A 14,336-nucleotide genomic window follows, 5' to 3' on the forward strand; every position below is an offset into this window, starting at 1 on the left:
TAGTGAGTCTGTCAACTCCCTAATGCTCCCTTCGGTCCGCTTACCGTTGACAAACATCTTATCTTTTTTAATATCTCGGTTCGATTAATATATACATATAAAAAAATTATCATGAAAACCTTTGATGAATACCCCTATACACTTCTTTAACATGTGTTTCATAAAATATTAAGTATGCTTCTATTCAATTAATTGCAATTAATTTGAAAAGTTGGTGAGAATATGAGTAAATTTAATAAGTTTAATAAGTGTAATGACTTTCCTTTTCCATGTGCCTTTCCTCCTGCTGGACAAGGCCCAACAGGAGGAACAGGCCCAACTGGTCCAACTGGACCCGGTGGAACTGGAATAGGTGTAACCGGTCCGACTGGACCAACTGGACCACAAGGGGAACCTGGAGATATCGGTCCAACAGGCCCTCAAGGAGTACCCGGCATTCAAGGGGAACCTGGAGATCCTGGTCCAACGGGTCCGCAAGGCGTACCTGGTCTTCAGGGCGAACCTGGAGATCCTGGTCCAACAGGACCACAAGGCGTACAAGGCATTCAAGGGGTTCCTGGAGATCCTGGTCCAACAGGACCTCAAGGGATACCTGGGGAACTTGGTCCAACAGGTATCGGTGTAACAGGACCAACAGGTCCTTCTGGACCAGCGGGTGGACCTCCTGGACCGACTGGACCAACGGGACCTTCTGGACCAGCAGGTGGGCCTCCTGGACCAACGGGACCTTCTGGACCAACCGGACCAGCAGGTGGACCGACAGGACCAACGGGACCGACAGGACCTTCTGGACCAGCAGGTACTCCTGGTTTACAAGGACCTCCTGGAATTGATGGACCAACAGGACCTCAAGGTGTCCCTGGTTTACAAGGTCCTCCTGGAGAAGAAGGACCAACAGGACCTCAAGGTGTCCCTGGTTTACAAGGTCCTCCTGGGGAAGAAGGTCCAACAGGGCCCCAAGGTAATCCGGGCTTACAAGGTCCTCCTGGATCAGAGGGCCCAACAGGTTCAACAGGTCCAACAGGACCAACAGGGCCAACATTTCCAGATTCACGTCTCAATGGAAATAAAATCGTTACTACCCCTGAAATTATTCCAGCTGGAGCAGTAATTACTAACTATTCCCCAGGTTCTCAGTTTGGAAATATAGATTTTAATATTATAACGGGAGTAGTAACTATCACAATTGCAGGTGTCTACTATATGGAATGTGATATTTCTGTTGATCCATCATCAAATATACCAGCCTCATTTGGAATTGTGGCAAATAATGACCCTCTAAATGCATTTTACATGGGAAGTAGGACTGCTGGTAATGTAGTTTCACTTTCAGGAACACTCACATTAAATGTCGGTAGTACTTTACGAGTTCATAATGCTGGTACAACATCAGTAACTCTTACGCCACTTGGAGCATCCAGTCTTGGTCCATCCATACCAACTGTTAGTTTTATAGTATATAGAATCAGATAAACTAAGAACATTTATAAAAATCTAAAAAACACACCTTAGAAACCGTATTTAAACAGCATTGTAAATCGTTAATATGAAAAGGATTATCACTATTTTAGAGGTCAGAGAAAATCCTATCACTTTTATTATAAAACGAAACGACTCCTTATAACCTAATAAATGTAACAAAAGTTAAAAAAGACCATATCTAATTGATACGGTCTTTTTTTCGTTTTTATCTTCAATATTTTTCAAAGAATATTGAAACAATCTCATCATTAACTCTTATCGTTTTATAACTTCGCATTCACTACACTAGCCCTATAAACATAAATTATAATATGCCTGTTGTTGCTTTTGAATTTGTTGACAAATGCTTGTTTTTTAACAAGCATTTTTTTATTTTTTTTTTGAGAGTGAGTGCTAACTGCAAGTTTAAGTGCTAGACCCAATAAACTTTATGTAACTTAATCTCGTTTTTGATCTGTTCAGCTTAGCCATATTCCAATCCCCGCTGAAATCCACAATACTACTCGATTATTGCATTATAAAAAGCTTTACAAATATAGATAGGCCAAAATCTATATTTTTAGTTGTTAATATAAAAAAATTTTAAAAACCAATGGGTTATAGAACATGTAAAAAAAAGACGATTCCTTAAGGAATCGTCTTTTTTTTAAAATGAGATGGTTTTACAAACATGCTAAGATTTAGTGTTTTTTCATTTAATTCATAACAATAAGTATTCATAGCTAATTTTTTTAAGGTTTTGTCTTTATCTTTTAATCTAAATTTAGTTGTTTTTTGAAAACATAACGTTTTTAACATTTGGGAGAAGTAAAAATCATTAAATTAATAGACATATAGCTGTATCCCAATTTAACTTTATATAAACTAAGCTTAATAATTATATGGAAATAGCCCTAATAAATATTAAAATACACTTATTTTAAAAGTATTTCATAAAATATCAAGTATGTATCTATTCAATTAATTGCAATTAATTCGAAAAGTTGGTGAAAACATGAGCAAATTTAATAAGTTTAACAAATGTAATGATTTTCCTTTTCCTTGTGCCTTTCCTCCTGCTGGACAAGGCCCAACAGGCCCAACTGGACCCGGTGGAACAGGCCCAACTGGCCCAACTGGACCTAGTGGAACAGCAATAGGTGTAACAGGTCCAACCGGACCTCAAGGAATTCAAGGGCCTCCCGGAGAAGATGGACCAACTGGACCTCAAGGAGTTCAAGGTATTCAAGGAGAGCCAGGACCAGAAGGACCAACTGGACCTCAAGGGGTTCAAGGTATTCAAGGAGAACCAGGACCAGAAGGACCAACTGGACCTCAAGGAGTTCAAGGTATTCAAGGAGAGCCAGGACCAGAAGGACCAACTGGACCCCAAGGAGTTCAAGGTATTCAGGGAATTCAAGGAGAGGTAGGACCAACTGGACCGACTGGACCTATGTTACCTGGTGATAATATTTTTGTAGCAAATAGTTCTGCAACTATTACAACTGCACCATTTGATCCAGTCCCTATGGTTTCTACTATAACTATTAATGGTACTTCATTAACATTAGCCTCTCCAGGCGTTTCTGTATTAACAGCAGGAACTTACTATATAATTGCAAAATGTACTATACAAGCACCAGCAACTCTAGTCGCAGCTATTGCCCTTGCTGTAAATGGAGCGGCTATACCAAATACTAGTACTTTAACTGGCGTTGCATTTTCGCAACTTCCAATATTAGGAACTCTAATTACAACATTTGCAATTGTTAATATCCCAGCAAATGCGACTGTAACTGTCATTAACAACAGTAACAGCCCTGCTACATTTGGAAATGCTAGTTTGGCTATATATAGAATAGGTTAGTTAATAAGATTTTGTTGTAAAAATATGAAAAAATAATCTTATATCAATAGTTTCAAAAATCTATTTGAACTCAACCTAAATTTTTTTATTGAAAAATTTCGAAACAGGTCCCTTTAATAAATCCTTCAAGACTATCTTCACTATCTAAAAATAACGGTTAGACTAGTACAATTGTTATTCCAAATCAAGCAAATTAACCACCTTTTTCAAAAAGTATGTTTTAAAAATGCAATTAATCTAATATAAATATTAAAAATAGATATCAACATCATATTACCTATCAATCATTTTATTAAGTAAAGGTGGTAATCGAAATGATTAAACATTCTAAAATCACCTTATCCAATGGAAAAGAATATATTGTACCAATTCAGCCTAGCATTTTGCTTAAAAAGGAACTTGTAAATAATAATGGAGAAATTCACAATAAATTCATTATTATTCCACTAATAAATTTAGAAACAGAGAAAAAAATATATATAACTCTAAATCCTCAACATATAGTAACAATTGAAGAAATAAGCATAAAACTGAAAAACAATATCCCCTCAATATTCAAAATTGAAAAAATAATAAATGATTAGAACCTTTTATTAAAATTTACGTAAAATAATCTGAATTTAATATATGAATTAAGGTGAACATGGTATTTCTTTTTCACATAAAAAGCCTAGTAATTACTAGGCTTTTTATAATACTCCATTCGTTTCGCTAAATCCATTTTGATTTAACGCTGATAATATACTTGAAAACTTTGAAACTAAGAAAAAAGCAACAAATAAACATTATTATACTTTTACGGGAACTGCAGATAAAAACATGAAAGTTGATTTTAAAGACGTTTCTGCAAATGGTGATGTTTTTAAAATTACAGTGGGAGATATATCTTATTCATCAAAAATTGTATTTTCTCAAACTGTACATTTAAATGGTTTTTCATTTCCAATTAAAAAAGGACATAGCTATGAAATTAGAGTTAGAGTAAACACTTATAAAGATGGTGAATACATTTTAAAAATCAGATTCTTTTTCGATTTTTAAAAGTAAACTTTTCAATATTAGTTTACATTCATTTTCCCTAAATTATTGACTTCATACCTATTACCCTGATATTCTCAATTCGCACGACAAAAGTATACATTCAAAATACAGTAATAGGAATCTGAAGTGGATATTAAATGATATCCATAAAAAGAAAACTCCTACTTCCAAAACTCATACCATTTTTTATCATTACTTGATGCAATAATCTTCTTAACTTCCTGGACTTCTCTTATTGTTTGCATAAGCATTTCATCGCGACCATGGTTCTTCGCTATATCTTCGCTAGTATTCGTCGCTATAAGCGTTTGGGATTCCCATATCGTTTGTATAGCGCTCAATAACTCTGATTCTCTTTGTGCAAATCGCTTGTCTTGTTCAACTAAACGTTTGTTTAATTTTTTTAGTAATTCATTTTGCTTTTCAATGACTTCTTTTTGATCTTGAAGCATCGTCTGTAGCGTTGTAGCGTTGAAATCCGGTTCTTCATAGCGCTCAATTTCATGTCGCTCTAATGGCAATACCTCAACGCCTTGATTCCATGATACTATTTGTTTTGTGGCGTTTTCTAATGTCATGTCTGTGTCGTTCTTTAGATTAATAACCTTACGAAACACCATTACATCACTTTCTCTATACTTCCTATGCCCACGTTCATTCTTTATAAAAGTATAACCCTCTTTTTCTAGTACATCAGCATACTTACGTAATGTACTAGATTGGATACCTAATTGCTCTACCACGTCGCCAGGACTATATAGCGTCTTCATAGCGTCTCACCTCAAAAATATATTCGCTATAGCAATGATATACCCTTTTTCCTAATAATTCACGTATTACTTGTTTCGAATTCTTAATTCTCATAATTTTTACATGGGTAGTTTATATAGTTCATATTACAAACACAATCTTAAGAACACACATCAAAATCTTTTGTATTTATACAAAATTTTATCCCCAAAAATAATAGCAAGAATCCTTACTATATTAACCATTTATAAAATCATACATATCAATTTTTCATAGATTATGAAGATTTTTATACATAAATCAAATCTCCTAAAACAAGTTTCCCATTAATAAAAAAATTAATATCTTACTAATAGCTAATAACTAATTGATAAGATGGGGGATGTTTTTTTGTCTGAACGTTGTCTAAAATGCGGACATAGGCACTGTAACTGTAGATGTCATAAGGAATGCAAAATATATGAACAAAAAGTTATCATCGATGGAGTATCTAATATATTTTCACCAGCTTTCGGGAATTTTTATCAAACTAACTTTGTTACATTGGTTAATAATCAACCTGTACCTTGGAACTCTATCGGACAGATATCTGGTGGAATAAATTTAGATCCTGATGGAGTAACTATTCATGTTGTTCAAGCTGGTTCTTATTATATTGAATATTATGTAAGTTTAAATTATAATCCCGTCGATCCTGGCGGTGACAGAGATTTGGGATTATTCATAAATGAAATGGAGATTCCTAACAATCAAACTCGATTTGGGGTTACTAATAATGAAGCCGATCGTAATGTTTGTGCCACTGTTTCTGGTGGATCTATTGTATTTATCCCAGCTAATGCTACAGTTCAATTAAGAAACGTATTAGATACAGTTATAAACACTTGTAATAACCGAAAACTTGCAGCATCAATTAATTTGATTAAATTATCTTGATTTTTTATTTCGAATATAATAGTAATTAAGACAATAATAAATATATTCTCATAGAAATATCACTAAAAAATAAATATTGCCCTAATAAACTTTCAAATAATACTCAAATTATTGATAAGCGAAAAAGATAAAAAAAAGTGCTATTCTAATATGGATTAGCACCTTTTTTTATCCATGTTAAATGCTCATTATTTATTAACTATTTCCCTCTTATGTTTATGATTAAATTGATTATATACTCCCTTCATATCTAGTCCATTCCTAACAAGCCCACCAAATACCTTAAAATGCTCTCCAAAAACTTTTTTCATATTCTAATAAAAAAATATAGTTCCCTTTAAACTCTTTATTTTGGCAACTGATTTTTTTCTTTTTATCCTTTAAACAAAATTTAATTGTTTTTTACACTTAGAGATAATAAAAATTCTTAACTTGATAGTCATGTAGAAATCCACTTAATAACTATTGGTATACACACCAATTTTAAACTTATTTCATAAAAATATTAAGTATACTTCTATTCAATTAATTGCAATTAATTTGAATAATTGGTGAGAACATGAGCAAATTTAATAAGTGTAATGACTTTCCTTTTCCGTGTGCCTTTCCTCCTGCTGGACAAGGCCCAACAGGAGGAACAGGTCCAACTGGTCCTACAGGGCCCGGTGGAACAGGAATAGGTGTAACCGGTCCGACTGGACCAACTAGACCCCAAGGAGAACCTGGAGATATCGGTCCAACGGGTCCGCAAGGCGTACCTGGTCTTCAGGGCGAACCTGGAGATCCTGGTCCAACAGGACCACAAGGCGTACAAGGCATTCAAGGGGTACCAGGAGATCCTAGTCCAACGGGACCACAAGGGATACCTGGGGAACTTGGTCCAACAGGTATCGGTGTAACAGGACCAACTGGACCTTCTGGACCAACAGGTCCAACTGGGCCAATATTTCCTGATTCACGTCTTAATGCAAATAAAGGTGCTGTTACCCCTGAAATTATCCCAGTTGGAGGAACAATTACTAACTTTTTCCCTGGTTCTCCATTCACAGGTTTAAATTTTAATGCTGCAACCGGTATAGTAACTATTACAATTCCAGGTGTCTACGTAGTATCCTGTAGTATTTCTGTTGCTTCATCATCAAACACACCACCACTATTTAAAATTGTATTTAATAATAATCCTATTGCGTCAGGATTTAAGATAGGAGCTACTACCGCTGGTAATATAATTTCAATTTTCGGAACAAATACATTAACTAGTGGTGATACTATACAAATTCAAAATATTAGTGCAACACCAATAACTCTTGCCGGACCATTGGATAGTCCCATCACTGGATTAGTAACAAACAATGTTCTTTTCACTGTATTTAGATTTAGATAAATTATAAATATATTTATCTAAATCTAAAAAACAAAATGTTTTAAATCAAAAAAGGCACCTTAAAGGTGTCTTTTTATTTATAAATGCTAATACCACAGGTTTTATCATAGATATTTATGCATTAGTAAAATTAATTCCCCCTTAATACCAACATCAAAATCTTTTTTTCTATATACAAAATTTTATACAAAAAAAGAATAGCAAAGATCCCTAGAAACCTCGCTGCATCAACAATGTATAAAATCCTGTATACCAAATAAACAGACAAAAAAAGAAAAATCCCTATAAATACAAGAACTCTATCAAAGGATTTGCTACCGATAATAGGACGTTATGTTAACTGTAAATGAATACTTATTCATAGCATTTCCTAATATTTAAAAAGATAACTTATAGCTACTTATAAGTAGCTATAACAACAAAAACGATCAAAAAAATCTGTTAGAAAAAGGTTTCCCCTGTTAAATACATAGCAACCAGTGCAACTCCATTTTCATTTACTAACACTCGAAATCCAGAAATAATTTGCATAAATCTCACCTAATCTGTTAGTTTTTTCTTTTTAAGGTCTTGTTTTTATCTTTCAATCTAAAATTTATGTGAAAATCCCTCTAATGAATAGTCCTATACACTTATTTAACACTTGTTTCATAACATATTAAGTCTACATTCAAAGAATTGCAATTCATTTGAAAAGTCGGTGAGAACATGAGTAAATTTAACAAGTTCAATAAATGTAATGACTTTCCTTTCCCATGTGCCTTTCCTCCCGCAGGACAAGGCACAACAGGCCCAACTGGTCCAACAGGACCGGGTGGAATTGGCCCAACAGGCCCAACAGGCCCTAGTGGAACGGGCATAGGTGTAACAGGCCCAACAGGACCCCAAGGAGTTCAAGGAATTCAAGGAGAGCCAGGACCAGAAGGACCTACTGGACCCCAAGGAGTTCAAGGAATTCAAGGAGAGCCAGGACCAGAAGGACCTACTGGACCCCAAGGAGTTCAAGGAATTCAAGGAGAGCCAGGACCAGAAGGACCTACTGGACCCCAAGGAGTTCAAGGAATTCAAGGAGAGCCAGGACCAGAAGGACCTACAGGTCCGCAAGGAGTACAAGGAATCCAAGGAGAGCCGGGGCCAGAAGGCCCAACAGGTCCGCAAGGAGTACAAGGAATCCAAGGAGAGCCAGGACCAGAAGGACCTACAGGTCCGCAAGGAGTACAAGGAATCCAAGGAGAGCCGGGGCCAGAAGGCCCAACAGGACCTCAAGGAGTACAAGGAATCCAAGGAGAGCCAGGACCAGAAGGACCTACAGGTCCAGATATCCCTAGAACATATGGAAATTTTACTGTTCAAGGTACTCAAATTGTTTTAAGTGGTGCTCCCGTTAATTTTAATAACAGTATTCAAGTTACTAACCTTATATTTAACAGCCCAGATACAATAGTAATTATTGACCCAGGTATATATATAATAAATTTTTATATTGCTATAGATCCAACAACAATTCCTCCTATCCTTTTTGCTGTTGGTATTAATGGTACAACTCAAGGGCAAAGGAGTATGGGCGTTAACACATCAGGCTCAATGATTTCGAGTATCTTAATAACATCTTTAAACGCAGGTGATCAAATACAAATATATAATGTTGGACAAAATTCTGTAACAATCCCTCAAGTAAGCGGTATTACAGATCCTGGTAATTCAACTCCACTTACTCGACAAGGAGGACGTCTAGCTATATGTAAAGTATTTAATTAAGTTCCCTTTGTCCATCCTTTCAAAAAAATTAATTTTTTACTGTATCTTTCCTCTTATTTTTTGGTGTAAATGCTAGTTTAAGTATAATTTAAAATAATTTCAAAAATCTAATCACACTTAACCAGTATATTTCAAATGTATATCTTTTGATTTTCTCATTGCTTTTTGTCTGTCGGATTGGCAAAAAAAACACATGATCCGAAAAAAGTTCCGCAAAGACAATATCAAAAAGAAAAGGCAATAACCTTTAGGTGAGGATGAACGAACCGACTTTTTGATATTGAGGGTAGAGATTTTTGAATGGTTTTCTCAAAAATACAACCCGTTCCTTGGGGAACTTTTAGCTATATATAAGGGTGAAAAGAGCAAAGTAAAGAAAAGCAGTAATAACAAAGGTTTATACGATATAGGGTGTAAAAAAGGTGCAAAAAAGAAAGATGTCAATAATAAAAATTAACATCTAAAATAAATAAATTAGTAACTTATGTTTTTTACCATCTTCAGCTACAAAGTTTTTATACATAGAAAAATTAAATATTTGTACATATAAACGGATTTACCATGTATTTCATAACATATTAGGTATACATCCAATTAATTGCAATTCATTTGAAAAGTTGGTGAGAATATGAGTAAATTTGATAAATTTATTAAATGTAATGATTTTCCTTTTCCGTGTGCATTCCCTCCTATAGGAGAAGGTCCAACAGGTCCTACAGGACCATGTTGTACTGGATCTACAGGTACTACTGGACCTACAGGGTCACAAGGGGAACCTGGAAATCTTGGTCCAACAGGACCGCAAGGGGTGCCTGGTCTTCAAGGTGAACCAGGAGATCCTGGTCCAACAGGACCGCAAGGGGTGCCTGGTCTTCAAGGTGAACCAGGAGATCCTGGTCCAACAGGACCGCAAGGAGTACCCGGCATTCAAGGGGAACCAGGAGATCCTGGTCCAACAGGACCACAAGGAGTACCTGGCATTCAAGGGGAACCAGGAGATCCTGGTCCAACAGGACCACAAGGCGTACAAGGAATTCAAGGGGTGCCAGGAGATCTTGGACCAACAGGGCCTCAAGGAATTCCAGGGGAACTTGGTCCAACAGGGATCGGTGTAACAGGACCAACGGGACCTTCTGGACCAGCAGGTGGGCCTTCTGGACCGACAGGACCAACGGGACCTTCTGGACCAGCGGGTGGACCTCCTGGACCGACAGGACCAACGGGACCTTCTGGACCAGCAGGTGGACCTCCTGGACCGACAGGACCAACGGGACCTTCTGGGCTAGCAGGTACTCCTGGTTTACAAGGACCTCCTGGAGAAGAAGGTCCTACAGGTCCTCAAGGAGTTCAAGGTTTACAAGGACCTCCTGGAGAAGAGGGACCAACAGGACCTCAAGGTGTCCCTGGTTTACAAGGACCTCCTGGAGAAGAGGGACCAACAGGACCTCAAGGTATCCCAGGTTTACAAGGACCTCCTGGAGAAGAAGGTCCAACAGGACCTCAAGGACCTCCTGGTTTACAAGGTCCTCCTGGAATAGAAGGTCCAACGGGCCCTCAAGGTACTCCTGGTTTACAAGGACCTCCTGGAACACCAGGTACAAGGGGACCAACTGGACCAACGGGGCCAGGTACTCCAATTGCAACTTTTAATGTAAATAAATCTACTGGTCAAGTGGTTGCATCTGGAGGAACAATTAATGACTATTTATCTGGTGGTGGTCCCAATATAGACTTTAATCTAGCAACTGGTATAGCAACTATTCAAATTAGAGGTGTCTATATAATATTATGCACTATTAGCGTTCCTCCAAGTACCTCTCAAATGTCATTTGTAATTTCAATAAATGGAGCGACTACTGGTGCTAGTTTTCGAATAGGAATCCTCCCTAATACTAGCAGTAGTGTATTTACTGTAACAGCTATAGTTGCTCTTAATCCTAATGATACTCTTCAGATAATAAATACTAGTACAACAGCAGTTGCTATTCCAAGATTAAGTGGAGATAATTCTGGGATTGTTCCTTCAAATGTCAATTTTCAAGCATATATGTTATCCGTTCTCTAAAAAATAAATTGTACGCTAAAGACTATAAAACTTTACCAATTGAACATTGATATCATTAAATTTTATTTTCTATTCTTACTCACCTTTTAAAAAAGAAAAAATAGGTTTAAAAAAAGGTTTCCCTTTGTTTTTGGGTGTGAGTGCTGGCTCGTCGTGTGGGGTCGAAACCCCACATAGCGTTAATTCGATATAGAAAAAGAAGAATATTTTGAACGGAAGAATTGGCGGTTCGGCTGGTACAATTGCTGATCCAAGTCGAGCAACTTAACCCCGTTTTTGGTCTGTTCGGCTTGGCGAATGCTAAAAACCCGCCGAAAAAAGTTTTGCAAGGACAATATTAAAAAGAAAAGGCTATCGCCTTTAGGTGAGGATTAACGAACCGACTTTTTTAATATTGAGGGTGGAGATTTTTGAGTGATCTTCTCAAAAATACAACCCGTTCCTTGCGGAACTTTTAGCCCTATATATAAGAGTGAGAAGAGCAAAGTAAAGAAAGTCAGTAATACCAAGGTTTTATAGAAGATAGGGTGTCAAAAAAAAGTGACACCAGTGTCAAAAAAAAGTGACACCTAAAAAAAGGTAAATAAAAAAAAAAAAAAGAATGCAAGAAAATTTTTGCATTCTTTTAAAATAAATAAATGGGTAATTTATGTTTTTTCTTTCCTTGATCTTCAACTTTAAAATTTCTTAATGAATCTCTAAAGATATGTTGAGTTGCTTTGTCTATTCCATCTTTAGGAGAGCAACACATAACATTTGGATTTACAAACCATGTACGACTAGTACAAACTCGTCCATCTTCAGTTGTAACACCTGATTGTGCAACTGCTAATACTCCCTTTTTTAATAAACCATTCATAACACTAGAAATACTTTGACGAGTCATTTTAAACTTGTCAGCTAAATATGTAGGTGATGCTGGATTGTTTGTCTCACGTTCTACAAGAACATTGGTTTTAAATTCTACAGATGAAGTTAATTTGAATAAAAAAGCTTCTTCCTTACTGCTTAAATAACCTATTTCAATCAGATAGTCTATATTATCCATTATAATTTGCACAAATCTCACCCGATCTGTAGGTTTTTTCTTTTTACCTATAAAATATTCTTCCCCACCAGACATTTTACTTAACATCTGTAAAAGCATAGCTCTTTCTTCTTCCGAATAACCACCAGTTTGCAATTGGTCATAAATACTATCAATCTTGCTATCTCTTATTTTCGCTTTTTTTTCAGCTTGTCCAAAATCTACAACTTTTGTCATAAAATAATTCTCTCCCTTAGTGGAAGGAATCAACTTTTATATGTTAGAATGTATATAGAATATATATTGGTTGATTCCAACCTTATTATGAAAAACCGCCTGCCGACCAAAGCATGGGCGGTTTTTCTCGTTTGTATGTCTTTCTTTATAATAACATGAAACACCTTGTTAAAGCTTTCCATCTCTTGCAAAAACACAACATTCAATTCTCTTTTTCTTCTTCAAACTCATTCAATTCAATGTTTTCATCATTATCAGTCCTATCTTTCCCTATCAAAATCCCGATGTTTACTTATTTCTCTCTTATGTTCACGTTCAAATTGATTATCTATTCCCCTGCTATCCAATTCATTTTTAATAATCTCTCTAAACACCTTAAATTTCTCTTTAAAAGCTTTTTTCGTCTGTTGATACAAAACTCTTATATTCTCCTTCAAATCCTTTATATGAGTTTTTAATGAGCCTATTTCAGTATTTAATTTTCTATTTTCCTCTTTCAACTTCAAATTTATCTTTTGAGATTCTTTTAAAGAATCATACAAACTATCAACTTGACGATTCAATTCCTTATTTTCTTTTACCAAGTCCGTTTTCTGTAAACGCTCGTAATCTTTTTTTACAGTGACTGCTGCGGTTATCAATCCCTCTATTTTTTCAAGTTGCTTTGGAGAAAAAACATAATTACCTGTCTCTTTTTCTATGATTTCAGGTTTACCAATTAATTTTGGTTTTACCTCTGTCCTGATCTCTTTCTTTTTGGTCTTTAACGTAATTTTATTATTAGGCAATTGCTTACTTAGCTCCATAAATTGATTCTCAATATTAAAAACTGCTTCAGCATATTCCTTGTATTGACGGACTTTCATATATTTATGGGAACCCACATTGGCACGTTCAAAATTTGGAATTTGTTCTTTAGCCAAAGATTCAATATAAGCCGTTTCTAATTGTCTCCAATTCGCAATTAGCTCCGTTCCTTTTCCTTGTACGCCTTGTTGTTGCAAGGCTCTATCCATTCCGACACGCCTCGTTAATCCTCGACTACTTTCGAAATTCGGTACATAGTTAATATGTAAATGCGGATTCGCTTCATCATCATGTAAAACCATGTTATAAACAGCTAGATTAAGATTCCGCTCTTGAAACGCCTCAGCATACTGTATTAACGCTTCCTTTTTGGCTTCCCTATATTTCGCGTCGTCTTTACCTTCCCCAATCGCTACAACTAATTCCCGTTGCTCATGTGTCTTTGTATCTTTTTTTATTTTGTCATAATAATCCTTAATTTTGCGATCATTACGTTTTTGTTTCTCGTTATACTTATCTACCGCTTCTTGAAAAACATCCTTGTATACACTTCGGATGTCTTTTTGAACAAAGTAAATATTCTCTTCTAACCTGGATAGATCTATACCAGAATTCCCATAAATGTTTTCTCTATTATTATGGCTTAATGAACTTTGGTGAGATTGATTAAATGAGATAGAGAACAACATAAAGTGCCACCACTTCCCCTAGATTAATTGATACAATAAGTCTAGCAAGGCTACGAAATTGTGTCAATTGACGTAACCCTATACGTATTTTGACGCTTCTGCATCAAAATCAATAGGGGTCTGCGACGCTTTTCGGCTTCGCCGAGCCATCCCTAGGATGGCAAAAATTCTCGGACTTTGTCCGAACCTACAAGGGGAACTCTTCCCCTTGACCCCATCAATCGAACTCCCCAACCCCTCAATCCTTGAGGGGCTCCCTCGCCGGTTGGCAGGCCAAAACGTATTCGTTTTGGCAATCCAAGAGGGTCTTGGTG

Annotated in this window: 10 protein-coding genes and 1 pseudogene; 8 read left to right on the forward strand and 3 right to left on the reverse strand. The window is 36.2% G+C overall.

The annotated features are described in order from the left end of the window. Positions 1-222: 222 nt before the first annotated feature. From AC241_RS32260 to AC241_RS32275, 4 genes are all read left to right on the forward strand, one after another. Positions 223-1,473, forward strand: coding sequence for a collagen-like domain-containing protein (locus tag AC241_RS32260; protein ID WP_050845789.1), 1,251 nt, complete (start codon positions 223-225; stop codon positions 1,471-1,473). A gap of 1,003 nt (positions 1,474-2,476) precedes the next feature. Further along, positions 2,477-3,328 carry a collagen-like protein gene (locus AC241_RS35825; protein ID WP_050845790.1) on the forward strand — a complete coding sequence of 284 codons (852 nt, stop codon included), beginning with the start codon at positions 2,477-2,479 and terminating at the stop codon, positions 3,326-3,328. Between the two features lie 314 nt (positions 3,329-3,642). Then, complete coding sequence (locus tag AC241_RS32270; RefSeq protein ID WP_050845791.1) at positions 3,643-3,912, forward strand: hypothetical protein; 270 nt, start codon at positions 3,643-3,645, stop codon at positions 3,910-3,912. A gap of 235 nt (positions 3,913-4,147) precedes the next feature. Further along, entirely contained in the window at positions 4,148-4,369 is a 222-nt protein-coding gene (locus tag AC241_RS32275) for a hypothetical protein (RefSeq protein ID WP_050845792.1), read from the forward strand. Between the two features lie 161 nt (positions 4,370-4,530). Here AC241_RS32275 and AC241_RS32280 read toward each other — a convergent pair whose 3' ends face one another. Then, on the reverse strand, positions 4,531-5,139 hold the full coding sequence (locus tag AC241_RS32280; protein ID WP_050845793.1) for a DUF3967 domain-containing protein: 609 nt from the start codon (positions 5,137-5,139) through the stop codon (positions 4,531-4,533). A 370-nt stretch (positions 5,140-5,509) separates the two neighbouring features. Here AC241_RS32280 and AC241_RS32285 point away from each other — a divergent pair, with 370 nt between their 5' ends. From AC241_RS32285 to AC241_RS32300, 4 genes and pseudogenes are all read left to right on the forward strand, one after another. Then, on the forward strand, positions 5,510-6,055 hold the full coding sequence (locus AC241_RS32285; protein ID WP_050845794.1) for a hypothetical protein: 546 nt from the start codon (positions 5,510-5,512) through the stop codon (positions 6,053-6,055). Positions 6,056-6,614: 559 nt separating this feature from the next. Next, positions 6,615-7,001, forward strand: a pseudogene (locus AC241_RS36150) (collagen-like protein); the annotation flags it as partial. A 1,146-nt stretch (positions 7,002-8,147) separates the two neighbouring features. After that, entirely contained in the window at positions 8,148-9,197 is a 1,050-nt protein-coding gene (locus tag AC241_RS35970) for a collagen-like protein (protein ID WP_050845796.1), read from the forward strand. A gap of 628 nt (positions 9,198-9,825) precedes the next feature. Further along, positions 9,826-11,262 carry a collagen-like domain-containing protein gene (locus AC241_RS32300; protein WP_050845797.1) on the forward strand — a complete coding sequence of 479 codons (1,437 nt, stop codon included), beginning with the start codon at positions 9,826-9,828 and terminating at the stop codon, positions 11,260-11,262. Positions 11,263-11,887: 625 nt separating this feature from the next. On the opposite strand, the gene AC241_RS32305 is transcribed toward AC241_RS32300, so the two are convergent. Continuing rightward, positions 11,888-12,526, reverse strand: a complete 639-nt coding sequence (locus AC241_RS32305) for a MarR family transcriptional regulator (RefSeq protein WP_050845798.1) — start codon at positions 12,524-12,526, stop codon at positions 11,888-11,890. A gap of 260 nt (positions 12,527-12,786) precedes the next feature. Next, complete coding sequence (locus tag AC241_RS32310; RefSeq protein ID WP_050845799.1) at positions 12,787-14,022, reverse strand: plasmid recombination protein; 1,236 nt, start codon at positions 14,020-14,022, stop codon at positions 12,787-12,789. Between the last annotated feature and the right edge of the window lie 314 nt (positions 14,023-14,336).

The organism is Bacillus thuringiensis (assembly GCF_001182785.1).
Taxonomy (GTDB): Bacteria; Bacillota; Bacilli; order Bacillales; family Bacillaceae_G; genus Bacillus_A; species Bacillus_A thuringiensis_S.

Bases quoted from the DNA above. Each gene is read 5' to 3' on its own strand.
- AC241_RS32260 (WP_050845789.1), top strand. From the start codon at position 223: ATGAGTAAATTTAATAAGTTTAATAAGTGTAATGACTTTCCTTTTCCA.
- AC241_RS35825 (WP_050845790.1), top strand. From the start codon at position 2,477: ATGAGCAAATTTAATAAGTTTAACAAATGTAATGATTTTCCTTTTCCT.
- AC241_RS32270 (WP_050845791.1), top strand. From the start codon at position 3,643: ATGATTAAACATTCTAAAATCACCTTATCCAATGGAAAAGAATATATT.
- AC241_RS32275 (WP_050845792.1), top strand. From the start codon at position 4,148: ATGAAAGTTGATTTTAAAGACGTTTCTGCAAATGGTGATGTTTTTAAA.
- AC241_RS32280 (WP_050845793.1), bottom strand. From the start codon at position 5,139: ATGAAGACGCTATATAGTCCTGGCGACGTGGTAGAGCAATTAGGTATC.
- AC241_RS35970 (WP_050845796.1), top strand. From the start codon at position 8,148: ATGAGTAAATTTAACAAGTTCAATAAATGTAATGACTTTCCTTTCCCA.
- AC241_RS32300 (WP_050845797.1), top strand. From the start codon at position 9,826: ATGAGTAAATTTGATAAATTTATTAAATGTAATGATTTTCCTTTTCCG.
- AC241_RS32305 (WP_050845798.1), bottom strand. From the start codon at position 12,526: ATGACAAAAGTTGTAGATTTTGGACAAGCTGAAAAAAAAGCGAAAATA.
- AC241_RS32310 (WP_050845799.1), bottom strand. From the start codon at position 14,022: ATGTTGTTCTCTATCTCATTTAATCAATCTCACCAAAGTTCATTAAGC.